We start from the raw sequence: 24,445 nt of genomic DNA, 5'->3' as shown, positions 1-24,445 counted from the left end.
CGCTCACGATACTAAACCTCAAGTTGACATTGAGACTCTGCGCATGATGCAGTTCACTGCGATGGGGGTCTTCCGACCCCGCGCACAACGAGGAGCCGATATGACTCGTTCCACCGCCTTCCGCCGAGCCGCAATCGTTCTCGCGTCCGCAGCCGCCTTCGGCATGCTGTCTTCGGGACCGGCGTCGGCAGCACCGGTCGCCGACTTCGCGAAGGGTGCCGCCGGACTGCAGGCGCTGGCCACCGAGGTCTCCCCCGCCGCAACGGCGGCCGTGGACGCCCTTCTCGGCGCCAGCGTGTTCATCCCGAAGGACGTGCTCGAGGTCGGACTCACCACACCGCAGGACTTCATGTACCCGTCCCCCACCCTCGGGTGCGGCGTCGCCGACAAACCCGCGACGGTCACGCTGGCGAGCGCCCAGGGCGGACCGAACCTGTTCCCCCAGATCACCGCGAACCAGCTCCGATTCCAGGCCATCCCCGCCTACGTCGCGATCCCGCAGTCATCCGATCTCAGCGTCGCGTGGATCAACCTCACGACGTTCCAGGGCGGAATCGTCACGCTCGACGACAAGCTGCCGATCCTGGGCACCCCGCTGCTGTCGAAGATCGTCGACACCGGCAAGGGAACCGTCCTCGCGACGATGTTCGGCACGGTCGGCTACGCCGACGCCGTCACGTGCACCGTGGTCCCGACCGTCGGCACCTTCACCGTCTAGCCGCAGTTCGCTTCCCCACCCGCCGGCCTACGAGCCGGGTCGTACCAGACCCGTCTCGTAGGCCAGCACCACTGCCTGGACCCGGTCGCGGACGTTCAACTTGGTCAGAATCCGGCCCACGTGCGATTTGATGGTCGACTCCGAGAGGAACAGCTGACCGGCAATCTCCGTGTTCGACAACCCGGTGGCGACCAGCTGCAGCACTTCCCGTTCACGCTCGGTCAGCACGTCGAGGACCTCCGGGTCACGAAGCGGACCCGGACCGTCGTCGAGGAACCGCGCCAGCAGCCGGCGGGTCACCTTCGGCGACACCACTGCGTCACCCGCGGCCACACTGCGGATGGCCGATACCAGGTCTTCCGACGGGGTGTCCTTGAGCAGGAAGCCGCTGGCCCCGGCCCGCAATGCACCCATGGCGTGCTCGTCGAGGTCGAAGGTCGTCATCACCAGCACGCGGCTCGCGACCCCCGACTCCAGGATCTGGGCGGTCGCGCTGACCCCGTCCACCACCGGCATGCGGACGTCCATCAACACCACGTCGGGTTCGAGTTTGCGGACCGCGGCGACGGCGGCCGCGCCGTCGCTCGCCTCACCGACGACAGTGATGTCGTCCTGGGCGTCGAGCACCATGTTGAGGCCCATCCGCATCAGTTCCTGGTCGTCGACGAGTAGCACGGTGATCGGCACAGCGCCAACCTAACACCGCGGTCCCGGTGGGCGCCCGACCTGCATGCCGGGCCGCGGGACACGGCGGTCACGAGTAGATAACCAAACCAAGACCGGCGGAAGCGCTGGCATACGCTCGAAGTCTGCCTATGATCGAATCGGCGGCCAGTCGGAGTGCCCAGAGATCGGGGTGTCCAGATGCGAATCGCGGATGTGTTGCGGAACAAGGGTCCGGCCGTGGTGACGGTCGATCCGGAGATGCCGGTCAGCACGCTGATCGGCGAATTAGCCAGACACAATGTCGGCGCCCTGGTGGTGACGGAGAACGACGCCGTCGTCGGGATCGTCACCGAACGCGACGTGGTGCGCCGCATCCACGAGCGCGGTCCCGACATCCTGAATGCGCGGGTCGTGGACATCATGACGACGTCGGTGTTCGCCTGTCTCCCGACCGACACCGTCGACAGTCTCGCCGAAACCATGACCGAACGCCGGATCCGGCACCTGCCGGTGATCGTGGACGGGCAGCTGGTCGGCATCGTCAGCATCGGCGACGTGGTGAAGAGCCGGATCGGCGAGCTGCAGACCGAGCGCGACCAGCTCGAGTCCTACATCGACCACGGCTGAGCGAGATCCTCATGGCCCTGTTCGTCGTGGAATACACGTACAGCCCCGAGACGTCGTCCCTTCGCGACGATCACCGGACGCAGCATCGTGGGTGGCTCACCGAGCTCGTCCGCCGCAAGGTCATGCGCTCGACCGGCCCCCTCACCGAAGGCCACGGTGCGTTGTTCATCGTCGACGCCGAGGACGAGGACGCCGTCGCACGCCTGTTCACGCAGGACCCGTTCGCCCAGGAAAATCTGGTGGAGAAGGTGCAGATCCGCGGATGGACGCCCGCGATGGGCGAATTCAGCGAGTAGGACGCACGTCACACCCAGCCGAACAGGGCTCGGCTCCGAATACCTCTAGCGGATCGTTCTGCGCACACCGCGATGATCGTGTAGGAGTCGTCGTCGGGGCGAAAAATTTTGAAGGAAGTACGCATGTCCGGGTTCCCCCTCGAACCGGCCGACGGCCTCGGCCACGACGCGTTCACATCGCTGGTCGTCTCGCTTCCGCGTGCCGTCTGCGTCTACGACGACCGACGGCGACTGGTGTTGACGAACCCGGCTCTGGCCGACCTCGTCGGATACCGATTGGACGAACTCGATCATGTGGACCTCGCGGGTTTGATGCACCCGTCGGACGCGCCGCGCTGGTTCGGCCTCGTCCGGGATGTCCTCGCTACCGGCACCGCCCACGCGGGGTATGCCCGCATCCGGCACAGGAATGGGAACTGGCTGTGGGCGCACGGGTTCGCCTCCACGTTCACCTCCGCGGACATCCGATTCGTCGTGCTCGTGTGGCAGGACAGGACCGACGAGATCTGGGACAACCCCCGCTTGCTCGACGAGGCCGAAGTCGCTTCGCTCGACGTCGTCCGTTCGCGGGCAGTCATCGAACAGGCCAAGGGTGCGCTGATGGTCGTCTACTCCATTTCCGCCGACGCGGCCTTCGACCTCCTGACGTGGCGGTCGCAGGCGACGAACACGAAGATCCGCGTGATCGCCGAGAACCTCGTTCTCGCGTTCGGCGACGAAATCCACACTCCCACTTCGTTTCGCGACCGTTTCGACGCGCTGCTGCTCACCGCTCACGAGCGGCGCAGCGGATAGAGAAGGCCCCCCGGGGGCGGTCCCGCGACCTGGGGGCTCAACCCGCGGAACCTGGGCCGGTGGTGCCACCGGTGACGCTTCCGACCCTGGGGCTTCGATTTCCCGTCTTCTCGAATGACTAAACAGCCGACGGGCACCAGACAGTTCGCGGGGTAGGACATTTCCGGGGACACGCGACCGTGTTGCCGTCGAGTTCGGTGGCTGCGAGCAGCAGTCCCGGCTCCACTCTCTAGGATGTCGCGGTGTCCACAGGATTGCTGAACGAACCGCTCGAGCGGTCTGCCCCGCCACCGGAACCGAGCCCGTTCCGGGCACCGGCGATCCTCGCCGCGTCCGGCGCGGTGGTGGCGGCCGTGTTGTTCTGGGTCGTCTCCGGCAGCCTCACCGACGACGCCTACATCAGTTTGTCGGCCGCCAGGAACCTGGCCGTCCACGGGGAGTGGGCGATCGTCCACGGACTGACCGCGAACACGTCGACGTCCCCGCTCAATGTGCTCGTGCTCGGGGCGCTGACTTTCCTGACCCGGTTGTGGGGCCCGGGCGACCCCCTGTTCGCACTGGGAATGCTCAACGTCGCGGTCACCGCCCTGCTGGGTTGGGTGCTCGCGCGGATGTGCCGCCGGCTCGGTCTCGGGACTGGGTGGGCGGTGCTCGCCGGTGCGCTGGTGGTGTTCAACCCATTCGTGTTGTCCGCGGTCGGGCTCGAGGTGCTGCTGATCCCGGCGGCCGTCGCGGTGATGGTGTGGTTCGCGCTCGAGGGCAGGGCCGCCTGGTTCGGTGCGGCCGCGGGAATGGCGGCGCTGGTACGTCTGGACCTGCTCGTCTTCGTTGTGGTCATCGCCGCCCTGTCACCGGCGATCCGCACGCAACTGCGCCGCGCCCTCGCCGGCTTCGCCGCGATCGCCGGGCCGTGGTACCTGTTCAGCTGGATCGTCCTGGGTTCGGCGCTACCCGACACCTTCCTGATCAAGCAGGGTCAGGCCTCCGATGTGGGCGGCTACAACTACCTCACCGGCCCGATCATGTACTTCGAGTCCAACCCGTGGCGGACCGTGGCGGCATTCGGTCCCGCCGCCATCGCACTCGTCCTGATTCTCGTCGCGCTCGCCTCGTACGCCAGACCCTGGAAGCGACCGGTGCGGGTGCCCGTACCGCTGCTCGCGCTCGGGCTGTCCGGTGCCCTCTACTACGTCGCCTACGTCGTGCTCGATACCGTGCCGTACCACTGGTATTACGTGGCACCCGCGACCACGCTCGCGATGTACGCGGTCCTCGCCGCCGGCATCCACTGGAGCGCCGCGCGCGACACCTCGGATCGCGCCGTCGCCGGCACGCTGGCCGGCCTGCTCGCCGTACTGGGAGTCGGCGCCGTCTATTACGACGTCGAAAGCGGTCTCCCGTGGGACGCACCCCCCATCTTCGGTAACTGGGCGAGCGCGCAGGACTACGAGCGGGTCGGCCGGGCGGTCGGGACACTCGCCGGGGAGGCACCGGTGCGATCCCCCGGTGAGATCGGGACCCTCGCGTACTTCTGTGAATGCGTCATCGTCGACGAATTCTCCGACCGCGGACTGGTGGTCGAGGACCGGTTGGTACCGCGACTCGCGGAGGCCACCGAACCGGCGCGGACGCTGCTGCGCGCCAATTACACCTTCTTCGACTACCGGCTCGCACCCGTGAACCCCGCGTTCGACCTCCGGTACGAGGAAGGCCATGGACCCGGCGGTCCGATGTCCTGGGATGTGTTCTCCGCCGCCCGCGGAGCCGGCCACTTCATCCTGGTGCCGCTCGCCGGCGGCTGACGCCGTCGTGCGGCATGCCCTCGAAGACGTCGTAGCCGGGGGTGAGGACGTGATCCGGGTCGAACTTCCGTTTGGCCTCGTCGAGGCGGTGGAACTCCGACCCGAAATGCCTGCGCCAGTCTCCGGGGGACATCGGAAACGCGCTCACCGGATAGAGCGTGCCGCCGGCGTTGCGGATGCGTTCGTACACGGCCCGGTTGGACTCCACGAGCCGGTGGGCGTTGTCGGGGTCGGCGGTCGTCGGCACCCGGACGAAGTTGAACGCGAAACACAGGCCCTCCGAGGGCGTCCGCAGCAGTGGACTGGTGATCGCTCCGGTGCGGATCGGGGACAGCACGATCTGACCGAACCGGCCGAGGTCGGTCGCAGGATCAACCCTGCCGAGCTCGTCGTCGACCACCGACTCGACGTGCGAGTCTCCGATGAAGGTGGTGAGCCAGGGGTGCGGGTGGAACCAGTGGCCGTTGGCCCGTAACGCCGCTTCCAGCCCGGCCAGCCGCTCGAGGTAGTCGACGTACGCAATCGTGCCGGGCGTCCGCCTGACCGGGTCGTCGGACAGGCCGGCGAGCAGGAGGTCGTCGTCCGGCGGGTTCCCGGTGAAGAACTTCGCCACGTCCAACTGGAACGACAGCCCTCCGGTCGGTGCTGCCAGAATCGCGCCCTGCACCGCGTCGAAGCCGGCGGCCGAGGACAGGAGGCGCGCGTCCGTCAGCATCCCCGCCAAATCCGGGTAGAACAGCACGAACCTGCGCACCTGCTCGGGCGCCGCGACGAGCTCGAGTGTCGCCTCGGTGATCACGCCCACCTGGCCGAGCCCTGCCCGCGCCGCGTCGAACAGGTCGGTGTTGCTCCGGGCCGAACAGGTGATCGTCTGCCCCGTACCGGTCACCACGTCCATCGAGAGGACGCGGTCGCTCTGGATGCCGTATCGCGAGGTCGTGCCGCCGACGCCCCCGACGACGAGTGTCCCGCCGACCGACAGCTCGAGGTAGTCGGTGAGCACGGGTGGGGTCTTTCCCCGCGGCAGCGTCGCGGCGAGCACCTCTCTCCATGTCGCGCCCGCCCCGACGACGATCCGGTCGTTCTGAACCCTGCCGACGGAGCGCCGCGTCGACATGTCGGCCACGATGCCGTTCCGGGCTCCGGATCGTCCCCATACCGAGTGCCGCTGCCCCTGCGGGGCGAACGTGCGGCCCCGCTTCGCGGCCCAGCGGATCGTCTCGGCGACGTCGTCGGCGGATCCCGGTAGCAGGACGGCCTCCGGTTCCGTGTGCACGACGTGCCCGAAATCGTCGGCGGCCTGTTCGCGTGCCACCTGGTCGAAGCGCAACTCGCCGTCCAGCGCCGGTGGCGACGGATCGGTCGTCCGTGCAGTTCGATGATGCCAGTCCATCGGGTTTCTCCTCCACCGGATTCTACGACCCGGCAGAAGGGCACGAGGGTGCCGATTCTCGTTTCGCGTCGAGTCGGTGAAGCAGGGCGCGCGCGCCGTCGAGCAGCAGTTCGAGTGCGTCGGGATAGGCACTGCGGTCGGAGAGTTCGACGAGGAGGCCCGCGGTCGCGGCGATGTGCGGGTGCGTCTCGGCGGGCAGTTGCGCGTAGGAGGATCGCCACAGTTGCCGGTCGGACTCGCGGACGTCCTCGGGTAGCGCGAGTTCGGCTCCGTCGAGGGCGGCGAACGCCAGCATCTGATCGACGAACGCACGGTAGAGGCGCACCGCTGCACCGTCGGGGAACCCTGCCTCGCGCAGTATTCCGAGGATGGTGTCGACGGCGGCCTTCTCCGAGGTGCGACCGCTGACGCGGCTGGCCGACAGGACTGCCGCCTGGGGGTGGTCCAGATATGCTGCATGCGAACGTATTCCGAGCGAGTGCAAGTCCCGCCACCAGTCCCCGGTGGGTTCCCACCCGTGGAACGACCGGCCGATCAGCTCGTCGGCGATCGCCAACGTCAGGTCGTCGATGCCGCGGAAGTACCGGTACAGAGTGCTCGGATCGGCCCCGAGCGCAGCCCCGAGGCGGCGGACGGACAGACCGGCACTGCCGTGGTGCCGGAGCAACCGCAGCGCCGTCTCCATGATCAGCTGCTCCGAGAGAACTGCACCCTGCTTCGTCGGCCTACGCCTCCTCCGGGCCGCGTCCGAGACCACCCGCTTCGCCATTCCCGGCTCCTTCTGTCGACCGAAGCTTATGCCAACACCGTTGACGGTGTAAACCGCGACGGTGTTGCATGTCACAAGCAGGGAGCGAAGCCCCAGGCCGCGGGCACGAGAACCCGGATCGGCGCGTGGCCCCTCGTCCCTCTCCATACCTCCAGCGAAAGCGACGCACACATGGCAGCAGTGAACAACGGCGCGGCCGCCGCGCCGAGGGCGACTGCCCTCCGCAAATCCCTCGGCGTCATGGACGGAATAGCGATCGCCGCCTCGAGTACCGCGGCGACGACGAGCATCGGTGTCGGTTTGGGAGTCATCGCCGCCGTGGTCGGCCTCCAGATGCCGGTGGTGCTGTTACTGGCCTTCGTCCCCATCCTGGGAATTGCCAGCGGATACGCCCGGCTCAACCGGGTCGAACCCAATTGCGGCAACAGCTACGTCTGGGTGGGCCGCAGCCTCAGTCCGTGGCTGGGGTTCCTCACCGGCTGGATGGCCATCGTCGCCGTTGTCGTGTTCATGGCCTACACCACAGCGATCGCCGGGTCGGCGATCCTGCAACTCGCCGGCATGGCCGGCGTGCACGACATCGGCGGGCTCACTCTCGATCCCGACTCCACGTTGCAGTCGACGATGCTGGGGCTGACGATCCTCGGTGCGGTGACCTTCACCGCCGTCCGGGGCGTCGCGGTGGCGGCACGGCTGCAGAAGTATCTCCTCGTCTTCGAGTACGTCGTGTTGATCGGTTTCTGCACGTACGGGCTGTTCGCCGGGAGCCAGCCGTTCTCCCTCTCCTGGTTCGATCCTTTTGCAATCCCGTCGTTCGCCGTGCTGGCTCAGGGCATGGTGATCGCGGTCTTCTTCTACTGGGGTTTCGAAGCGGCGTTCAGTGTGAGCGAGGAGGTGCGCGATCCGCGCGACGCGTCCCGCGCCGGAGTGATCACCGTATTCCTGGTCCTCGGCTTGTTCCTGCTCGGTGCGGTGGCGTTCCAGCGCGTCCTCACCCCCGCGGAACTGGCGGACAACGGGACCGTCGGACTCGCGTTCCTCGGCGAGGCACTCGCCCGGCAGCCGCTGGCCGCGCTCCCCGTGGTGGCGCTGATGTTCTCTGTCGTCGCATCCCTCCAGGCCACTGTGATACCCAGCGCGCGTGGACTGTTCGCGATGGGCCGCGACCGCACGCTCGGCCCGGTGTGGACCCGGATCCATTCCCGTTACGGGACCCCGGCGGCCGGTACCGTCCTGCTCGGCGGAATCTCCGCCGTGGTCGCGCTGCTGGCCACGGTCATCCCCAAGCTCAGCGACCTTCTCGGTGCGGGCATCAGTTCGATCGGCCTGGTGGTTGCCCTCTGGTACGGCCTGACGGCACTCGCCGCCGCTGTCCGGTTCCGCGGACTCCTGCGGGAACGTCCATGGGAAGGACTGCGCGCGGTCGTGTTTCCCGCTCTCAGTTCCCTGGTGTTGCTGGCACTCGGCGGCTACTTGGGCTGGATCTTCTACACCTCGGCGGATCATCTCGAATTCAGCGCGACCAACGGGTGGTTACAGCTACTGTTCCCGCTCCTCATCCTGATCTCGGGGCTGGCGGTGGCCGCGTACGCGAAGTGGGTCCGTCGGTCGCCCTATTTCGTCACCGGCCGCGGAACAGATGCCGACGCTGCCGACCTGCTCGCAGGACCTGCACCCCGAGAAGTTCCTGCCCCGCACTGATCAGCGCGACACAACCCGATCCGAACACCGACCAACGCACTTCCCGACAGGAGATTTCCGATGTCAGCAGGACCCGCAGATCTGGTCTTCACCCATGGATCGATTGCCACCCTGGACCCGGCCCGCAGCCGCGCCACGACGATCGCCGTCACCGGCGGCCGGATAACAGCCGTCGGCCACGACGAGGTCCGGGAGCTGATCGGCGCCCGCACCGAGGTCGTCGACCTCACCGGCAGGCTGCTGCTGCCCGGCTTCCAGGACGCGCACATCCATCCCGTGGTGGCTGGCCTCGAGTACGCCCGATGCAACCTCACCGGCATCACCGAGGCCGCCGCCACCCTCGACGTCATCCGCGGCTACGCCGACGCACACCCGGAGTTGCCGTGGATCGTCGGCGGCGGGTGGTCGATGGAGGCGTTCGACGGGGGCACACCCACCGCGCAACTCCTCGACACCGTCGTGCGGGATCGGCCGGTGTTTCTGCCCAACCGCGACCACCACGGCGCGTGGGCCAACACGAGAGCGCTGGACATCGCCGGCATCACCCGAGAGACCCCCGACCCCGTCGGCGGACGCATCGAACGCGACGCCGACGGTGAGCCGACCGGCATGCTCCAGGAGTCTGCGATGGAGCTGGTCGGCTGCCACACCCCGCAGCACACCCCCGACGACCGGCTGAAGGCATTGCTTCACGCCCAGCAGCACCTGCATTCGCTCGGCATCACCGCCTGGCAGGACGCGCTCCTCGGCGACACGTCCGGGATCTCCGACGTCTCGGACGCCTACCTGGCCGCGGCCGGCGACGGGTCTCTCACCGCACGGGTGGCGGGTGCCTTGTGGTGGGATCGCGATCGGGGCGCCGAGCAGATCCCCGACCTGCTCCGTCGACGGTCCCGTCTCCGGCTCGGGCGGATGCGGGCCGACACCGTGAAGATCATGCTCGACGGTGTCGCCGAATCCCGCACCGCGGCCATGATCTCCCCATATCTGGATGGATGTGGCTGCGCGACAGCCCATTCCGGAACCAGCTTCGTCGACCCGGACGAGCTGCGCGGCTACGTCACCGAGCTCGACGCCCTCGGATTTCAGGTGCACTTCCACGCGCTCGGCGATCGGGCCGTGCGCGACGCGCTCGACGCGGTCGACGCAGCTCGGACGACGAACGGATTCCGCGACACCCGGCCGCACCTCGCCCATCTGCAGGTCGTGGACCCGGACGACATCCCCCGTTTCCGCGCGCTCGGTGTCACGGCCAACATGCAACCGCTGTGGGCAGCCCACGAACCGCAGATGGACGAACTCACCATCCCCTTCCTCGGGGACGAACGCTCCCGCCGGCAGTACCCTTTCGGTTCCCTGTTGCGCTCGGGCGCAACGCTGGCAGCCGGCAGCGACTGGCCGGTCAGCAGCGCCGACCCGATCCACGGCATCCATGTCGCGGTCAATCGCGTACTCCCGGGCCGGGACGGGCAGGGGCGCCCGGTGTTCCTCCCGGAGCAGCGAATCGACCTCACGGCCGCACTCACCGCCTACACCGCCGGGTCGGCGTACGTGAACCACCTCGACGACACCGGGAGCATCGAGGTGGGAAAGCTCGCCGACCTGGTGGTCCTCGACCGCGATCCGTTCACCGGAACCGCCGAGACGATCGGCGAGGCCCGCGCCGTCCTGACCTATGTGGGCGGTGATCGGGTCTACGCGGCACCGAACGCCTGAGGACCAGCGGTAGTCGGCCCTACTCTGCGGCGCGGGAGTCGATCGGCGGACCGTCGTGGCGCCGATCGGCATCCGCGGCCACACTGGAGGTGTCCCGCCGAAGTCAGGAGACAGTGATGGGCGACAACAGGCCGTTCGGGTTCGACCCCGACGATCTCGACCGCGTGATCCGGGAGGCCGGCGAGGAATTGCAGGGCGTCAAGGACCGTATCGTCAGGTTCCTGGACCAGGCGGATTCTCAGATTCCGTGGACGGGTGTGTTCGCGGACTTCGCCCGCTCTCCGCGCGCCGCGTCGAAGCCGGAAACCGCCGGGGAGACCGGTGACGGTGTGTGGGCGATCTACACGCTGGACGACGAGGGCGTCGCACGCGTCGAGCAGGTGTATGCTACCGAACTCGATGCACTCCGCGCGCACAAGCACAACACCGATCCCCACCGTTCGGTGCGGTTCCTGCCCTACGGTGTCACCGTCAGCGTCCTCGACCAGCCGGAGGAAGCAGCACCACCGGAGACAGAGTGATCGAGGCCGCTCAGTCCTCCAGCTCGAGCGGCAACTCCGCGGTGACCCGCCAACTGCCGTCGGTCTGTCGTCCCGCCTCGAGGGTGCCGTGCAGGACGGCGACCCGCTCCCGCATACCGAGCAGCCCGTTGCCCGACCCGAGCGAGAACTGCCCGGACGAGTTGCCGTTGTCGGTGATTTCGACGAGGACGTCCGTCTCGCGGCGCCGGACCCGCACCTTCGCGCGCGGACGCTCCCCGGCGTGCCGCAGCACATTTGTCAGCGATTCCTGGACGAGCCGGTGGACGCCGAGGCTGACCGCGGGGCTGATGTCGTCCAACTCCCCCGTCAGTTCGAGTTCCACAGGCAGGCCGGCGCTGCGCATCATGTCGACCACCCGGGCGAGGCCGGCCGTGCCGTGCTGGGGCATGTCGTCGGTCGCCGGTTCGGTGCGCAACAGCGAGACGGTGCGCCGCAGTTCCGCCAGAGCCTCCCGCCCGGTGCTTGCGATGTTGGTGAGTGCCTGCTTCGCGATGTCAGGGTTGGTCTTCAGCGCATACGACGCGCCGTCGGCCTGAACGATCATCACGCTCACCGCGTGCGCGACGACGTCGTGCAGTTCCCGGGCGATCCGGGTGCGCTCGGCCGCCACCGCGTCCTCGGCGCGGCGATCCCGGTCGTAGTCGGCGACGACGAGGCGCGCGGCGACCTCCTCGTCGTAGGCCCGGCGGGCGCCGAGGAACTCCGCCGTGATCCAGGAGAGCGCGAAGACGAGGACCGAGAACAGTCCGGCCGCCACCAGTTCCTGTTCCAGCAACCAGATCGAGAGGGCGGAATCGACGGCGAGACCCACCGCGTACACCGCGGCGGTGCTGCGATCGACGTAGGCGACGAGCGTGTAGAGGGCGACGGCGAGCGCCAGCAGACCGGGATGTTCGGCGTCGAGGTCTCCGATCGAATAACTGATGAAGGTGATCGTGATCGACATCACCAGAACGGCACCGGCCGCCGCCCGCGGGTACTTGCGACGCCACACGATCGGCAGGCACAGCAGGAAACCCATGACCAGTTGCACCCACGGCGAGCGGTCTCCCGACGCGGTGAACACGAACACCTCGAGGGTGAACAGGATCGCCGCCAACATCGAGTCCGCAACCGTCGGCTTTCCTCGCAGCCACAGACTGAACCTCCGCATGTGCACAGCGTAAGTACCTCACGGTGGGTGTGGTTGAGTCTGCACCATGAATGTGGGTGACTGGGCGCTTCTTCTCACCGCTGCGACGGCCGCCGGGTGGGTGGACGCCGTCGTCGGCGGCGGCGGACTGATCCTCATTCCCGCACTGTTTCTCGTTGCACCGCAGCTGACGCCGCAGGCGGCGCTGGCCACCAACAAGCTCACCGCGTTCACCGGCACCTCCGCCGCCGTCGTCACGTTCGCGCGCCGGATCCCCATGAACTGGCGGTTGCTGGTTCCGGCCGGTCTACTTGCGGCGGTGGCGTCCGCGCTCGGCGCGGCGACCGTGTCGCGCATCGACAAGGACGTCTTCATCCCGCTCATCATGGCGGTGCTCGTCGGCGTCGCCGTGTTCGTGACGATCCGTCCGCAGCTCGGGACCACGCTGGCGAAGGATCCGCCGACACGGCGGAAGGTCGTCGCGGTCGTCCTGCTGTCCGCCGGGCTCCTCGGTTTCTACGACGGACTGTTCGGGCCGGGCACCGGAACATTCCTCATCATCAGCTTCGCCACGTTCCTCGGCACGGAATTCGTGCGCAGTGCCGCGATGGCGAAAGTGATCAATCTCGGATCGAATCTCGGTGCGCTGGTGTTCTTCGCCGCCACCGGTCATGTTCTGTGGGCACTCGGCCTGGGGATGGCGGTCTGCAACGTATTCGGCGCGGTCATCGGTTCGCGGATGGCGCTGAGCAAGGGCGCCGGATTCGTCCGGATCACGCTGCTGATCGTGGTGATCGCGATGGTGATCCGGTTGGGTTGGCAGCAATTCGGCTGAGCGACCGACTACGGTGGTCCAGGTGACGGCTCCACGACAGGTTGATCCGGAATTCCTTGCCCTCCCCCTGCGTTCGCTGGCGGACGCGGCGCTCACCGCTGCCCGTGCGGCGGGCGCGTCGCACGCCGACCTGCGGGTGCATCGGCTGACCAGCCAGTCGCTGCGGCTGCGCGACGGCGAGGTGCAGTCGGCGGTGGACACCAACGAACTCGGCTTCGCGGTGCGGGTCGTCGTCGACGGCACCTGGGGTTTCGCCTCGCATGCCGAGCTGACACCGGCGACCGCCGCCGCGACCGCGGAACAGGCTGTCGCCGTCGCCCGGGCGTTGCGTGGACTGAATCGGGAGCACATCGAACTCGCCGACGAGCCGGTGCACACAGATGTCCACTGGGTGTCCGATTACGGCGTCGATCCGTTCGAAGTTCCGGCCTCCGACAAGATCTCGTTGCTCGGTGAATACTCCCGCAGGCTCCTCGCGTCCGACGGCGTCGACCACGTCACCGCCGGATGCCTGCAGGTGAAGGAACAGACCTTCTACGCCGATCTCGCCGGATCGTCCATCGTGCAGCAGCGGGTGCGGTTGCATCCGCAACTCGAAGCCACCACCGTCGACCAGTCGGCCGGTGTGTTCGAGACGATGCGCACCCTCGCTCCCCCCGTCGGACGCGGATGGGAATACGTCGCCGGCGACGGGGTGTGGAACTGGACCGACGAACTCGCCCGGATCCCGGACCTGCTGGCCGAGAAGGTGAAGGCCCCCACTGTGGTGGCCGGTCCCACCGACCTGGTGATCGACCCGACCAACCTGTGGCTGACCATCCACGAATCCATCGGGCACGCCACCGAGTACGACCGCGCCATCGGCTACGAGGCCGCGTATGCCGGCACGTCGTTCGCCACTCCCGACAAACTCGGCACGCTGCGCTACGGGACGCCGATCATGCACGTGACCGCGGACCGGACCGAACGGCACGGTCTCGCGACGGTCGGCTACGACGACGAAGGCGTCGAAACACAGTCCTGGGACCTGGTGGCCGACGGGATTCTCGTCGGCTACCAACTCGACCGGGCGTTCGCGCCCCGGCTCGGGCTGGAGCGTTCCAACGGCTGCTCGTACGCCGACTCGCCGCACCACGTCCCCATCCAGCGGATGGCCAACGTGTCGTTGCAGCCCGATCCCGACACCGATCGCAGCACCGACGACTTGATCTCCGGCGTGGAGGACGGCATCTACGTCGTCGGCGACAAATCCTGGTCGATCGACATGCAGCGCTACAACTTCCAGTTCACCGGTCAGCGGTTCTACCGCATCCGCGGCGGGAAAATCGACGGACAACTCCGCGACGTCGCGTACCAGGCGACGACCACGGACTTCTGGGGCTCGATGGACGCCGTCGGCGGACGCTCCACCTGGCAGCTCGGCGGCGCCTTCAACTGCGGCAAGGCGCAACCCGGCCAGGTGGCGGCGGTCAGCCACGGCTGCCCGTCGGCACTCTTCCGCGGCGTCAACGTACTGAACACTCGGACGGAAGGCGGCCGATGATCGCACCGCAGCAACTCGTCGAGCAGGTCCTGGCCCGGGCCACCGTGGACGAAACCATCGTGATCGTCACCGATGCCAGCGAGGCGTCCCTGCGGTGGGCGGGCAACTCGATGACCACCAACGGCGTGTCCACGTCGCGCAGCTGGACGGTCATCTCGATCGTCCGGGCCGGCGAGGACGCGAAGGTCGGCGTCGTCACGTCCGCGTCCGTCGACGCCGCCGACATCGACGGAGTGGTCCGTTCGGCCGAAATCGCGGCCCGCGCAGCCACACCCGCGTCCGACGCGATGCCGCTGCTCACCGGCACCGACACCGATGAGCGGTGGGACGATTCGGCGGAGCGCACCGAGATCGGCGCGTTCGAGCAGCTCGCCCAGGATCTGAGCATGGGCTTCGACGGCAGCGACCAGCTCTACGGTTTCGCCCACCACCAGCTGCACACCACGTGGCTGGGCACGTCGACCGGGATCCGGCGCCGATTCGCCCAGCCGACCGGGTCGGTGGAGATCAACGGCAAACGCGGCGACGCCAGCGCCTGGGTGGGCACCAGCACCAAGGACTTCACGGATGTGGCCAGCGTGAAGTTGCTCCAGGACCTGTCGACACGCCTCGACTGGGCCCGCAACCGGGTGGAGTTGCCCGCGGGCCGTTACGAGACGATCCTGCCGCCGTCCGCGGTCGCGGACCTCATGATCTACCTCATGTGGACCATGGAGGGCCGGGCCGCGGAAGAAGGGCACTCTGCCCTGTCGGCGCCCGGAGGCACCCGTATCGGGGAGAAGCTGAGTGCGCTCCCGCTCACCCTCTATTCCGATCCGGCCGCGCTCGGCGTGGAATACACGCCGTTCGTCGTCACCGGGTCGTCGTCCGAATCCGTGTCCGTCTTCGACAACGGGATGGACGCGGGCCGGGTCGACTGGATCCGTGACGGCACCGTCAACGCGCTCGCGTACCCGCGGGCGGCGGCGAAGGAGTTCGGCGCCGACGTGACCGTGCCCGGCGACAACCTGATCCTCGACACCGGCGGCTCGGTGTCACTCGACCAGATGGTGGCCGAGACCGAACGAGGACTGCTGCTGACCACCCTCTGGTACATCCGGGAAGTCGACCCCGCCACCCTGCTGCTCACGGGATTGACGCGGGACGGCGTCTACCTCGTCGAGAACGGGAAGGTCACCGGTGCCGTGAACAACTTCCGGTTCAACGAGAGCCCCCTCGACCTGCTGCGGAGGGTCACCCAGGGCGGAGCCACCGAGCGGACGCTGCCACGGGAATGGAAGGACTGGTTCACCCGAACCGCGATGCCACCGTTGCGTGTCCCGGACTTCCACATGTCGTCGGTCAGCAAGGCGCTCTGAGGCGCGGATTCTATGCGGACGCTCGTCTAGGTGACAGCCCGTGCTGTTTCCGTTATAAATGCTGCAGACATCGCGCATATGAGATTGCTCACTCCGGAGCAGTTTCGCCGCGCATGTCATATTCAGGTCTCCAGAGAACGGGGCCGAAACTCACCGTAGCGCCGCGTGGCCGGTGCATGCGCCGAGTGCGTCCCTTGTACATCTGACCAGGAGGTTTCATGCACTCCGATACCACCACCCGCGAACTGCTCCAGGGCCACACCAAGGTCACGAAAAGGTTCGCTCTCGCCGACGTGGCACTGACGACGTTCGTCTGCCTCGTCTGCGCCGCCGGGATCGGCATCATCACCGGTTCCTTTCTCGCCGCCGCGACGGGGGGACTGATCGTCGTCCTCGCCACGGCCCTGATGGTGGCGGCGGTATGACCGCGCCGACACATCAGCGACGCACCACAATCAAGGAGATCACAGTGTCGAACGACGTACTCGAGGCGGCACCGCCTGCACATTCGATTCCGCACCGTCACCCCGACGGACGCGAGGTTCTCGCCACCGCGAAAGGCATTCTCATCGCTTCCCGCGGTTACGGCGACGCCGAGGCGTTCGAGGAGTTGCTCGACGTCTCCCGACATCACCACGTCAGCGTGATGCGGGCAGCGAAGTCGTTGGTGGAGTTGGCGACCCGGCGGCAGCCGTGCCCCTCGGTGACGACGCCCGCACCGTCGTACGCCCTCGAGTTCACGGAATGGACGACACTGCTGGCGCGGTGACACCGTCCCTGTCCGCCCGGGTGAGACGCTGGTAGCCCCGGTGCGTGAGCCATTCGAGCGGCCCTCGATCGAACCGCCGCAACCACAGGCGTGACACGACGATCAGGGTTGTCGAAACGGCACCGAACAACGCGACGGTCGCCGGAACGACGGTGGCGCCGGTCAAACGGGCCGCGAGACCGAATCCCCAGCCGTAGCTGATGATCGAGCACAGGATGTTCTGCAGCACGTAGCAACTGAGCGCAGTGCGGCCGACTCCCGAGAGCGCTCGACCGGCCGGGCCGGGTTCGCGTCCGTCGGCGTAGCGGTGTGCGATCGCGGCGAGTAGTCCCAGCGCCACCACCGGAGCGGTCCCGTACCTGCCGAGGATCAGGCCTGCGTCTCCGCCGAAGAATCCGAGCGCGAAGTCCAGTGGAAGTGCGATTGCCAGGCCCGCGATCATCAGGCGGCGGCGCAAGGCACCGCGGTCCGGGTCGAGGACGCGCGCACCGTAGAGGTGGGCGCCGACGAGGAACAGGGCGATCGACAGCGGCAGGATGAAGAGCACCTCGAGCCGGAACAGCAACACCTGGTCGGCACGGAAGACGACGAGATCCCAGAAGCTGCCGTCGGCATAGGGGTTCGGTGACAGTGGCTGCGGCTCCCTCGTGGGCGCCGAGGACAATGCCGCGACGACGAGGCCCAGCATCGCCGCGTGGACGGTCACCGCGCACGCCACCCAGACGCGTTGCGCGCGAATGCCTGTGGTCAGGATGAAGGCGACGATCAATCCGGTGAGGGCGTATCCCGTCAGCACGTCGAACTCGGTGAACAGCAGAAAATGCAGTGCTCCGTCGAGCATCAGCAGCCCCGCGCGCCACGGGTAGCCGCCCGGCCACCGAGCGCCACGTCGCTGCGCGGAACGCTGCTGGATGACCAGTCCGATGCCGAACATGACGGTGAGCAGGCCGAGGAACTTGCCCTGCGCGAACTGCTGCAGAACCACCTGCACCGGGGCCCATCCGCCGGTGGCCTTTCCGGTGCCGTTGACGTACCCCACCAGACCCTCGACGTTGGTGAAGATCCAGATGTTGGTGGCGAGAGTGCCCAGGATGGCTGCACCGCGCATGACGTCGAGCGCGACGTAGCGGTGGGAACTCGACAGTTGCGACGTCATGCCTTCCGCCCTCCGGTACTTGTTAGTACGATCGTGCCAACAAACGCTCATGCTAGCACGACCGTGTTAACATGGCGGGGTGCCGAAGCTCATCGACCACGACCGAAGGCAGCAGGAGATCGCCGAGGCCGTGTGGCGGGTGATCCAACGCGAGGGCATCGGTGCGGTATCCGTACGCGATGTGGCTGCCGAGGCCGGAATCTCGAGCGGATCCCTTCGACACGTGTTCGCCAGCAAGGCCGAACTCCTCGCCTATTCGATGCGGCTCGTCGCGACGCGTGTCCGCGAGCGAGCGCAGGCCCACGCCTCGATCACCGACCCGTGGCAGCGCGCCCTCGCGGTGCTGGACGAGGTCCTCCCGCTCGACGATCGCCGACGCTGCGAGATGGAAGTGAACTTGGCCCTCGTCGCGGAAAGCCCCGCCCATCCCCTACTGAAAGACATCGCCCTCGACGCCCAACGGCAGCTCCGTGGTGCATGCGCCGCGATCCTGACCGGCCTCGCTAAGCGGGGCCTGCTCGCACCCGACATCGACGTCGACACCGAGGCGATGCGCCTGCACGCACTCGTCGACGGCGCGGCGATGCACGTCCTGCTCGGCGACACCGACACCCCGGAGACCGCCCAGCGCATGATCGCCGAGCACCTCCGCGCACTCGCCTGACCGTTCACCGAAGATGCAGTACCACATACCATTCCACGAAGATCCGACCACGTTGCCTTATCGCACGGGCTGGTAGCGGAGCCAGACGACGCCGTCGTCGAAGGCACGGCTCGCGATGAGGTCGAACCGGATCGCCGCTGGTGCAGTTCCGTGCCACAGACGATTGATGCGCGCCGGGAAGACAGGGGTGGACGCCCGTCGTGGCCCCGTCGAGGGCGACCGCAACATGAGCGACGGCATAGGGACGCCAGTCCGAATGGCGTGTATCTGACGGCATACTATGGCTCACCTCCTTCGTGCGAGAGATGCCGCTCCCAGAGGGCGTTGGGGTCACGGACTCGGCGCGACCCGCGTCGATCGCGTGAGGACCGGCGCCAGGACTCTGGGGTGGAAGATCCGGACCGGCGAATCGATCATGTTCGCCACACGCACGAATCGGACCAGCACCTGCGGATCACGAGCGGCGAGCGCATGCACCCGTCCGAAGTACCAGTTCATGAAGGGGGTTCCGAACGGCGCATCACCCTGTGTTCCAGGCCAGTTCATGTCCTCCCCAGCGGCCAACCTCCACGGCGCGTCGAGCCTTCTCGGCACCCTCTTCAGGAAATGGTGGGCCATCGCATCGAGACTCTCACCCCTGTGGACAGCCCGGTCGAGACATTCCCGCAACGTCATCGCATCGAGGGCGCTGGTCGTCATTCCCTGGCCGTAGATCGGGTTGAAGCTGCACAGGCTGTCGCCGAGCACGATCAGACCGCCCGGGAAACGGCGCATCCGTTCATAGTGCCTGCGGACGTTGGCGCGGAACTTGTACCCCGCGATCGGTGTCAGGGGCTCCGCCTCGCGCATGAACGTGTAGATGTCGGGCGCCTCGAGGTTGCGCGCGAACTCGAGAAGGCCGTCCTCGTCGCGCGGCGGGTGATCACCGTTCCAGCCGCCGAGCATCACGATCCAGCGCTGACCCTCCACCGGGAAGACGACACCCAACCGTGTTCCGTCCGGCGGTGTGGGCGCGACGATCAGCGCCTTCCATGGGCAGTCCTCGTGCGGCGGTCGGGCATAGAACCGTGTCGCGTAGCCGACGTCGACGTCGATGACCGACATGTCGGGTCGGCCGTATCCCAACTCCTCGAGCCAGCGCGGCGTCCGGGAGCCGCGACCGCTCGCATCGACCACCAGGTCGGCGGACACAGTCTCCTCGGTGGCGCCGGCTCGGCGCGACTGGATCGCCACCCCGGTGATCCGCTGCGCCGTGGCGTCGGTGACGAATCTCTTGACGTGGCAATGATCGACGAGATCGATGTTGGAGATCTGGCACACCCGCCGACGGATCTGCCATTCGAGGAACGGCCGGGTCTGGCAGGTGATGAAGATCCCGCTCGGTACCCGCAGCTTCCACACGCCGCGGTGGTACCAGGCGAAGTCCGACGTCATTTCGACTTCTGCCGATCCTCCCTCGATAAGTTCGGAGGTGAGACCGGGGAAGGACTCCTCCATCAGGCTCAGGCCGCGTTTCCAGATGCTGTGGACGTGACGACCCTGGGGAACTCCCATGCGAGGCTCGGCGCTGTCGACCAGGTGATCCTTCTCGAATATCGTGACCGTATCGAAGTAGTCCGCCAGGACGCGGGACGCGAGCAGGCCGGCGATGCTGCCGCCGATGACGACGGCGTGTGCGTCCCGGCGTGGAACATTTACGCGCCGCGATCGCGATGATCGGTCAACGCGGCGACGCAGGGCGATGTGGTGGTTCACGGTGATACTCCCGTCTACGGGACATACCCACCGTGATCCCCGCGCTCGCACCCCACCAGGCCCCCTGGGGTGACCTTCCGGCACCCGAGGGTGCGACATCGGCCCCCTAGGTGCTCGATCCGGCCTGGATTCCCGGGGCTACCGGTCGTCGGGCGTGACGGCGAGTCCGATGGTTCCGGTCTTTCCCCGGCGCAGGAGGCTGCCTTTCATCGTGAGCCAGCCGAGGATGCCGTACTTGCGGGCGATCACGTCCCGCGTGTGATCGGTGTCGGCGGCGTCGAGGATCACGGCGCGGGCGGGAACCTCGGGTCCCTTCGGCTTGCCGCGCGCATCGCACGCGGCAACCGTCACCTCCGGGTTGCGGCGGATGCGTTTGACCTTGTACGAGTCGGTGACCGTCCACATCAGCAGGCGTTCACCGTCTGCGGCGGCCCACAGCGGTGTCGCCACCGGGGTGCCGTCTTTCCGAAACGTGGTGAGCAGGACATATTTCGCGGCCGACACCCGGTCGAATTCTGTGGTCACCGGGCCCATGCTAGACCGAACCGCGGAGCCGGACGGTTCGTCAGTCCCCTTCGAGTTCGCCTTCGGTCTCGAGGTACACCTGCCGCAGGCCGTCGAGGGTCTGCTGCTCGGGGTGCTCCCACATGTTCCGCTCGGCCGCCTCGAGCAGACGTTCGGCGATGCCGTGCAGGGCCCACGGGTTGGACTGTTCCATGAACTTGCGGTTCTGGTCGTCCAGCACGTACGACTCCGCGAGCTTCTCGTACATCCAGTCGGCGACGACGTTGGTGGTGGCGTCGTATCCGAACAGGTAGTCGACGGTGGCCGCCATCTCGAACGCACCCTTGTAGCCGTGGCGGCGCATCGCCTCGAGCCACCGCGGGTTCACGACGCGGGCGCGGAACACCCGGGACGTCTCCTCCGACAGGGTTCGGGTGCGCACCGACTCGGGCCGGGTGCTGTCGCCGATGTACGCCTCGGGCGACTTCCCGGTGAGCGCCCGCACGGTCGCGACCATGCCGCCGTGGTACTGGAAGTAGTCGTCGGCGTCGGCGATGTCGTGTTCGCGGGTGTCGGTGTTCTTGGCCGCCACGGTGATTCGACGGTACGCGGTCCGCATGTCGTCGGCGGCGGGGGCGCCGTCGAGTCCGCGGCCGTACGCGAAACCACCCCACGTGGTGTACACGTCGGCGAGGTCGGCGTCGCCGCGCCAGCTCTTGGAGTCGATGAGCTGCAGCAGTCCGGCCCCGTAGGTGCCCGGCTTCGACCCGAAGATGCGGGTGGTCGCGCGCCGTTCGTCGCCGTGCTCGGCGAGATCCGCCTGCGCATGTGCGCGCACGAAGTTGCTTTCGGCGGGTTCGTCCACCGCGGCGACGAGCCGGACGGCGTCGTCGAGCAGTGCCAGGACGTGCGGGAACGCATCACGGAAGAAGCCGCTGATCCGGACCGTGACGTCGATGCGCGGCCGGCCCAGTTCCTCGAGGTCGATCACCTCGAGGTTCACCACGCGCCGGCTCGCCTCGTCCCACACCGGGCGCACACCGAGGAGCGCGAAGACCTCGGCGATGTCGTCGCCGGACGTGCGCATCGCGGACGTGCCCCACACGGACAGACCCACCGACCGCGGCCACTCTCCGTGATCGGACTTGTAGCGGTCCAGCAACGATTCGGCCATCGCCTGGCCGGTCTCCCAGGCGAGCCGGGACGGCACGGCCTTCGGGTCCACGGAGTAGAAGTTGCGGCCCGTCGGGAGCACGTTGATCAGGCCGCGCAGCGGCGACCCGCTCGGCCCGGCGGCGATGAAACCGCCGTCGAGCGCGTGCAGCACCTGGGCGATCTCGTTGTCGGTCTCCCGCAACCGGGGCACCACCTCGGTGGCAGCGAAACGCAGGATCTTCGCGACGGTGTCGTCGTCGGTGAGGGTGCCGGCGGCGTCCGGATTCCAGTCGGCGTCGTGCATGCCCTGCACCAGTGCGTGCGCCTGCTGCTCGATGTCGTCTACGCGGGTGCGGGATTCGTCGCCGTCCTCGCTGAGGCCGAGCGCCTCGCGGAGTCCGGGAACGTTCTGTTCGCCGCCCCACATCTGCCGGGCGCGCAGCATCGCGAGCACCAGTTCGACCTCGGCGTCGTCGCGGGGGGCCGCACCGAGGATGTGGAGGCCGTCACGGATCTGGACGTCCTTGATTTCGCACAGCCAGCCGTCGACGTGCAGCAGCATGTCGTCGAACACGTCCTCGTCGGGCCGTTCCTCGAGTCCGAGGTCGTGGTCCATCTTGGCGGCGCGCATCAGCGTCCAGATCTGCTGGCGAATGGCCGGCAGCTTCGACGGATCGAGCGCGGAGATGTTCGAGTGCTCGTCGAGGAGCTGCTCGAGTCGCGAGATGTCGCCGTAGCTCTCGGCGCGGGCCATCGGCGGAATCAGGTGATCGACGAGGGTCGCGTGGGCGCGGCGCTTGGCCTGCGTGCCCTCCCCCGGATCGTTGACCAGGAACGGGTAGATCAGCGGCAGGTCGCCCAGCGCGGCGTCGGTGCCGCACGACGCGGACATGCCGAGCGTCTTGCCGGGCAGCCATTCGAGATTGCCGTGCTTGCCGAGATGGACCACGGCGTCGGCGCCGAATCCGCCGGCGGCGGCGTCCGCCGCGATCCACCGGTAGGCGGCGAGGTAGTGGTGACTCGGCGGCAGGTCCGGGTCGTGGTAGATGGCGACCGGCTTCTCCCCGAATCCGCGCGGCGGCTGCACCATCAGGACGAGATTGCCGAACTGCATTGCGGCGATCACGATTTCACCCGCAGGATCTTGCGAACGGTCGACGTACAGTTCGCCCGGCGCCGGTCCCCAGTGCTCCTCGACACCCTCGCGCAGATCGGCGGGCAGCGCCGAGAACCACTCGCGGTAGCGGGCGGCGGAGATCCGGATCGGGTTGCCCTCGAGCTGCTCCGCGGTCAACCAGTCCGGGTCCTGGCCGCCGGCGGCGATGAGGGCATGGATCAGCGCGTCGCCGTCCTGGGCCGCGAGACCCGGCACGGAATCCGGCCCGTCCGCGGGGCCGAGGTCGTATCCGGCGGCCCGCATCTCGGTGAGCAACCTGATCGCGCTGGCCGGGGTGTCGAGACCGACGGCATTGCCGATGCGGGCGTGCTTCGTCGGATACGCCGACAGCATCAGAGCGATCCGGCGGTCGGATGCGGGGATGTGCCGGAGTCGGGCGTGCCGGACGGCGATGCCCGCCACCCGGGAGGCGCGCTCGGCGTCGGGAACGTAGGCGGAGAGACCGTCGGCGTCGATCTCCTTGAACGAGAACGGCACCGTGATCAGCCGGCCGTCGAACTCGGGGACCGCGACCTGGGTGGCGACGTCGAGCGGCGACAATCCGTCGTCGTTGGACTCCCACGACTCACGGCTGCTGGTCAGGCACAGTCCCTGCAGGATCGGCACGTCCAGCGCGGCCAGCGCGGCGACGTCCCACGCCTCGTCGTCGCCGCCGGCCGAGACGCCGGCCGGCTTGGTGCCGCCGGCGGCGAGCACGGTGACCACCATCGCGTCCGCCCGGCGCAGCGTGTTCAGCAACTCCGGTTCGGCGGTGCGCAGCGACGCGCAGAAGATCGGCAGCGGGGTGCCGCCCGCCGTGTCGACGGCGTCGCACAGCGCCTCGATGTAGCGGGTGTTCCCGGCCAGGTGCTGGGCGCGGTAGTAGAGAACGGCGATCGTGGGGCGGTCCGGGTTCGCGTCGGGAGCGAACGGCGCGACACCCCAGCTCGGCAGGTGGACCGGCGCCTCGAAGCCGTGACCGGTCAGCAGCACGGTGTCAGACAGGAAGTGGTGCAGCTGGGCGAGGTTGTCGGCGCCGCCCTCGGCGAGATAGTTGTGTGCCTCAGCCGAGACACCGGCGGTGACGGTCGAGCACTCCATGAGTTCGGCGTCCGGGGCGTGCTCGCCACCGAGGACCACCACGGGCAGTCCACTGGCCAGGACCGCGTCCAGCCCCTCTTCCCACGCCCGACGACCACCGAGGATGCGCACCACGACCAGGTCGGCGCCGTCGAGCAGTCCCGGCAGATCCTCCTCGACCAGCAGCCGTGCCGGGTTGGCCCAGCGGTAGTCCGCCCCGCTGGCGCGTGCGCTGAGCAGGTCGGTGTCGGAGGTGGAGAGCAGCAGGATCACGTGTGGAGCCTTCCTGGGGGTGTCGCGCCCCGTGGCGGTG

General features: G+C 67.9%; 22 protein-coding genes. 14 read left to right on the top strand and 8 right to left on the bottom strand.

Annotated elements, in window-relative coordinates; all coding sequences use genetic code 11:
* Positions 1–100: 100 nt before the first annotated feature.
* On the top strand, positions 101–718 hold the full coding sequence (locus WKC72_RS22715; RefSeq protein WP_037233675.1) for a hypothetical protein: 618 nt from the start codon (positions 101–103) through the stop codon (positions 716–718).
* Between the two features lie 27 nt (positions 719–745).
* Here the strand turns inward: WKC72_RS22715 and WKC72_RS22710 are convergent, their stop codons facing one another.
* Entirely contained in the window at positions 746–1,405 is a 660-nt protein-coding gene (locus WKC72_RS22710; RefSeq protein WP_005260679.1) for a response regulator transcription factor, read from the bottom strand.
* 177 nt (positions 1,406–1,582) lie between these two features.
* Here WKC72_RS22710 and WKC72_RS22705 point away from each other — a divergent pair, with 177 nt between their 5' ends.
* The 4 genes from WKC72_RS22705 to WKC72_RS22690 all read left to right on the top strand — a co-directional run bounded on the left by WKC72_RS22705 (position 1,583) and on the right by WKC72_RS22690 (position 4,904).
* Positions 1,583–2,011 carry a CBS domain-containing protein gene (locus tag WKC72_RS22705; RefSeq protein ID WP_009472696.1) on the top strand — a complete coding sequence of 143 codons (429 nt, stop codon included), beginning with the start codon at positions 1,583–1,585 and terminating at the stop codon, positions 2,009–2,011.
* An 11-nt stretch (positions 2,012–2,022) separates the two neighbouring features.
* Positions 2,023–2,307 carry a YciI family protein gene (locus WKC72_RS22700; protein ID WP_370179328.1) on the top strand — a complete coding sequence of 95 codons (285 nt, stop codon included), beginning with the start codon at positions 2,023–2,025 and terminating at the stop codon, positions 2,305–2,307.
* Positions 2,308–2,430: 123 nt separating this feature from the next.
* Positions 2,431–3,102, top strand: coding sequence for a PAS and ANTAR domain-containing protein (locus tag WKC72_RS22695; protein ID WP_370179326.1), 672 nt, complete (start codon positions 2,431–2,433; stop codon positions 3,100–3,102).
* Between the two features lie 242 nt (positions 3,103–3,344).
* Positions 3,345–4,904 carry a hypothetical protein gene (locus tag WKC72_RS22690; RefSeq protein WP_370179324.1) on the top strand — a complete coding sequence of 520 codons (1,560 nt, stop codon included), beginning with the start codon at positions 3,345–3,347 and terminating at the stop codon, positions 4,902–4,904.
* Here the strand turns inward: WKC72_RS22690 and WKC72_RS22685 are convergent.
* Together WKC72_RS22685 and WKC72_RS22680 are read right to left on the bottom strand one after the other, a co-directional pair.
* A complete protein-coding gene (locus WKC72_RS22685) occupies positions 4,876–6,297 on the bottom strand; it encodes an FAD-binding protein (RefSeq protein WP_370179322.1) in 1,422 nt (473 codons plus the stop codon). The two genes, WKC72_RS22690 and WKC72_RS22685, sit on opposite strands and share 29 nt — an antisense overlap.
* Before the next feature lie 22 nt (positions 6,298–6,319).
* Positions 6,320–7,066: a TetR/AcrR family transcriptional regulator gene (locus WKC72_RS22680; RefSeq protein WP_370179320.1), complete on the bottom strand. Its 747-nt coding sequence runs from the start codon at positions 7,064–7,066 to the stop codon at positions 6,320–6,322.
* A 171-nt stretch (positions 7,067–7,237) separates the two neighbouring features.
* Here WKC72_RS22680 and WKC72_RS22675 point away from each other — a divergent pair, with 171 nt between their 5' ends.
* The 3 genes from WKC72_RS22675 to WKC72_RS22665 all read left to right on the top strand — a co-directional run bounded on the left by WKC72_RS22675 (position 7,238) and on the right by WKC72_RS22665 (position 11,004).
* Entirely contained in the window at positions 7,238–8,767 is a 1,530-nt protein-coding gene (locus WKC72_RS22675; RefSeq protein ID WP_370179318.1) for an APC family permease, read from the top strand.
* A gap of 60 nt (positions 8,768–8,827) precedes the next feature.
* Positions 8,828–10,483 (top strand): amidohydrolase, encoded by a 1,656-nt coding sequence (locus tag WKC72_RS22670; protein ID WP_370179316.1) that lies wholly within the window; start codon positions 8,828–8,830, stop codon positions 10,481–10,483.
* Positions 10,484–10,599: 116 nt separating this feature from the next.
* On the top strand, positions 10,600–11,004 hold the full coding sequence (locus WKC72_RS22665; RefSeq protein WP_037233696.1) for a hypothetical protein: 405 nt from the start codon (positions 10,600–10,602) through the stop codon (positions 11,002–11,004).
* Between the two features lie 10 nt (positions 11,005–11,014).
* Here the strand turns inward: WKC72_RS22665 and WKC72_RS22660 are convergent, their stop codons facing one another.
* The gene (locus WKC72_RS22660) at positions 11,015–12,178 is read right to left on the bottom strand and encodes a sensor histidine kinase (RefSeq protein WP_112298211.1); all 1,164 of its coding nucleotides are present in this window, start codon (positions 12,176–12,178) and stop codon (positions 11,015–11,017) included.
* A 46-nt stretch (positions 12,179–12,224) separates the two neighbouring features.
* On the opposite strand from WKC72_RS22660, the gene WKC72_RS22655 reads away from it, so the two are divergent.
* The 5 genes from WKC72_RS22655 to WKC72_RS22635 all read left to right on the top strand — a co-directional run bounded on the left by WKC72_RS22655 (position 12,225) and on the right by WKC72_RS22635 (position 16,662).
* Positions 12,225–12,992, top strand: coding sequence for a TSUP family transporter (locus WKC72_RS22655; protein WP_037233701.1), 768 nt, complete (start codon positions 12,225–12,227; stop codon positions 12,990–12,992).
* A gap of 22 nt (positions 12,993–13,014) precedes the next feature.
* Complete coding sequence (locus WKC72_RS22650) at positions 13,015–14,535, top strand: TldD/PmbA family protein (RefSeq protein WP_370179312.1); 1,521 nt, start codon at positions 13,015–13,017, stop codon at positions 14,533–14,535.
* A complete protein-coding gene (locus WKC72_RS22645; RefSeq protein ID WP_370179310.1) occupies positions 14,532–15,893 on the top strand; it encodes a metallopeptidase TldD-related protein in 1,362 nt (453 codons plus the stop codon). Before WKC72_RS22650 ends, WKC72_RS22645 begins: the two co-directional genes overlap by 4 nt.
* Before the next feature lie 218 nt (positions 15,894–16,111).
* On the top strand, positions 16,112–16,318 hold the full coding sequence (locus WKC72_RS22640) for a hypothetical protein (protein ID WP_370179308.1): 207 nt from the start codon (positions 16,112–16,114) through the stop codon (positions 16,316–16,318).
* Positions 16,315–16,662, top strand: coding sequence for an ANTAR domain-containing protein (locus WKC72_RS22635; protein ID WP_112298214.1), 348 nt, complete (start codon positions 16,315–16,317; stop codon positions 16,660–16,662). The genes WKC72_RS22640 and WKC72_RS22635 overlap by 4 nt, the downstream gene beginning before the upstream one ends.
* Here WKC72_RS22635 and WKC72_RS22630 read toward each other — a convergent pair.
* Positions 16,631–17,818, bottom strand: a complete 1,188-nt coding sequence (locus WKC72_RS22630) for a DUF418 domain-containing protein (RefSeq protein ID WP_370179306.1) — start codon at positions 17,816–17,818, stop codon at positions 16,631–16,633. The genes WKC72_RS22635 and WKC72_RS22630 overlap by 32 nt on opposite strands.
* A gap of 79 nt (positions 17,819–17,897) precedes the next feature.
* Here WKC72_RS22630 and WKC72_RS22625 point away from each other — a divergent pair, with 79 nt between their 5' ends.
* Positions 17,898–18,482, top strand: a complete 585-nt coding sequence (locus WKC72_RS22625) for a TetR/AcrR family transcriptional regulator (RefSeq protein WP_012687539.1) — start codon at positions 17,898–17,900, stop codon at positions 18,480–18,482.
* A 330-nt stretch (positions 18,483–18,812) separates the two neighbouring features.
* On the opposite strand, the gene WKC72_RS22620 is transcribed toward WKC72_RS22625, so the two are convergent.
* From WKC72_RS22620 to WKC72_RS22610, 3 genes are all read right to left on the bottom strand, one after another.
* Positions 18,813–20,237 (bottom strand): FAD-dependent oxidoreductase, encoded by a 1,425-nt coding sequence (locus WKC72_RS22620; protein ID WP_370179303.1) that lies wholly within the window; start codon positions 20,235–20,237, stop codon positions 18,813–18,815.
* A gap of 138 nt (positions 20,238–20,375) precedes the next feature.
* Positions 20,376–20,771 (bottom strand): PPOX class F420-dependent oxidoreductase, encoded by a 396-nt coding sequence (locus WKC72_RS22615; protein ID WP_037233726.1) that lies wholly within the window; start codon positions 20,769–20,771, stop codon positions 20,376–20,378.
* A gap of 31 nt (positions 20,772–20,802) precedes the next feature.
* On the bottom strand, positions 20,803–24,405 hold the full coding sequence (locus WKC72_RS22610) for a cobaltochelatase subunit CobN (protein WP_370179301.1): 3,603 nt from the start codon (positions 24,403–24,405) through the stop codon (positions 20,803–20,805).
* Between the last annotated feature and the right edge of the window lie 40 nt (positions 24,406–24,445).

Origin of the sequence: Rhodococcus wratislaviensis (assembly GCF_041228765.1) — a bacterium.
Taxonomy (GTDB): domain Bacteria; phylum Actinomycetota; class Actinomycetes; order Mycobacteriales; family Mycobacteriaceae; genus Rhodococcus_F; species Rhodococcus_F wratislaviensis.
Note: the sequence above shows the minus strand (reverse complement) of the source record. Positions and strands in the feature narration are given on the sequence as shown.

What these genes read in the sequence shown, in the direction of transcription:
- WKC72_RS22630 (WP_370179306.1), bottom strand. Translation starts at nt 17,818, where the DNA reads ATGACGTCGCAACTGTCGAGTTCCCACCGCTACGTCGCGCTCGACGTC.
- WKC72_RS22715 (WP_037233675.1), top strand. Translation starts at nt 101, where the DNA reads ATGACTCGTTCCACCGCCTTCCGCCGAGCCGCAATCGTTCTCGCGTCC.
- WKC72_RS22635 (WP_112298214.1), top strand. Translation starts at nt 16,315, where the DNA reads ATGACCGCGCCGACACATCAGCGACGCACCACAATCAAGGAGATCACA.
- WKC72_RS22645 (WP_370179310.1), top strand. Translation starts at nt 14,532, where the DNA reads ATGATCGCACCGCAGCAACTCGTCGAGCAGGTCCTGGCCCGGGCCACC.
- WKC72_RS22685 (WP_370179322.1), bottom strand. Translation starts at nt 6,297, where the DNA reads ATGGACTGGCATCATCGAACTGCACGGACGACCGATCCGTCGCCACCG.
- WKC72_RS22665 (WP_037233696.1), top strand. Translation starts at nt 10,600, where the DNA reads ATGGGCGACAACAGGCCGTTCGGGTTCGACCCCGACGATCTCGACCGC.
- WKC72_RS22655 (WP_037233701.1), top strand. Translation starts at nt 12,225, where the DNA reads ATGAATGTGGGTGACTGGGCGCTTCTTCTCACCGCTGCGACGGCCGCC.
- WKC72_RS22640 (WP_370179308.1), top strand. Translation starts at nt 16,112, where the DNA reads ATGCACTCCGATACCACCACCCGCGAACTGCTCCAGGGCCACACCAAG.
- WKC72_RS22705 (WP_009472696.1), top strand. Translation starts at nt 1,583, where the DNA reads ATGCGAATCGCGGATGTGTTGCGGAACAAGGGTCCGGCCGTGGTGACG.
- WKC72_RS22615 (WP_037233726.1), bottom strand. Translation starts at nt 20,771, where the DNA reads ATGGGCCCGGTGACCACAGAATTCGACCGGGTGTCGGCCGCGAAATAT.
- WKC72_RS22695 (WP_370179326.1), top strand. Translation starts at nt 2,431, where the DNA reads ATGTCCGGGTTCCCCCTCGAACCGGCCGACGGCCTCGGCCACGACGCG.
- WKC72_RS22670 (WP_370179316.1), top strand. Translation starts at nt 8,828, where the DNA reads ATGTCAGCAGGACCCGCAGATCTGGTCTTCACCCATGGATCGATTGCC.
- WKC72_RS22700 (WP_370179328.1), top strand. Translation starts at nt 2,023, where the DNA reads ATGGCCCTGTTCGTCGTGGAATACACGTACAGCCCCGAGACGTCGTCC.
- WKC72_RS22680 (WP_370179320.1), bottom strand. Translation starts at nt 7,066, where the DNA reads ATGGCGAAGCGGGTGGTCTCGGACGCGGCCCGGAGGAGGCGTAGGCCG.
- WKC72_RS22675 (WP_370179318.1), top strand. Translation starts at nt 7,238, where the DNA reads ATGGCAGCAGTGAACAACGGCGCGGCCGCCGCGCCGAGGGCGACTGCC.
- WKC72_RS22660 (WP_112298211.1), bottom strand. Translation starts at nt 12,178, where the DNA reads ATGCGGAGGTTCAGTCTGTGGCTGCGAGGAAAGCCGACGGTTGCGGAC.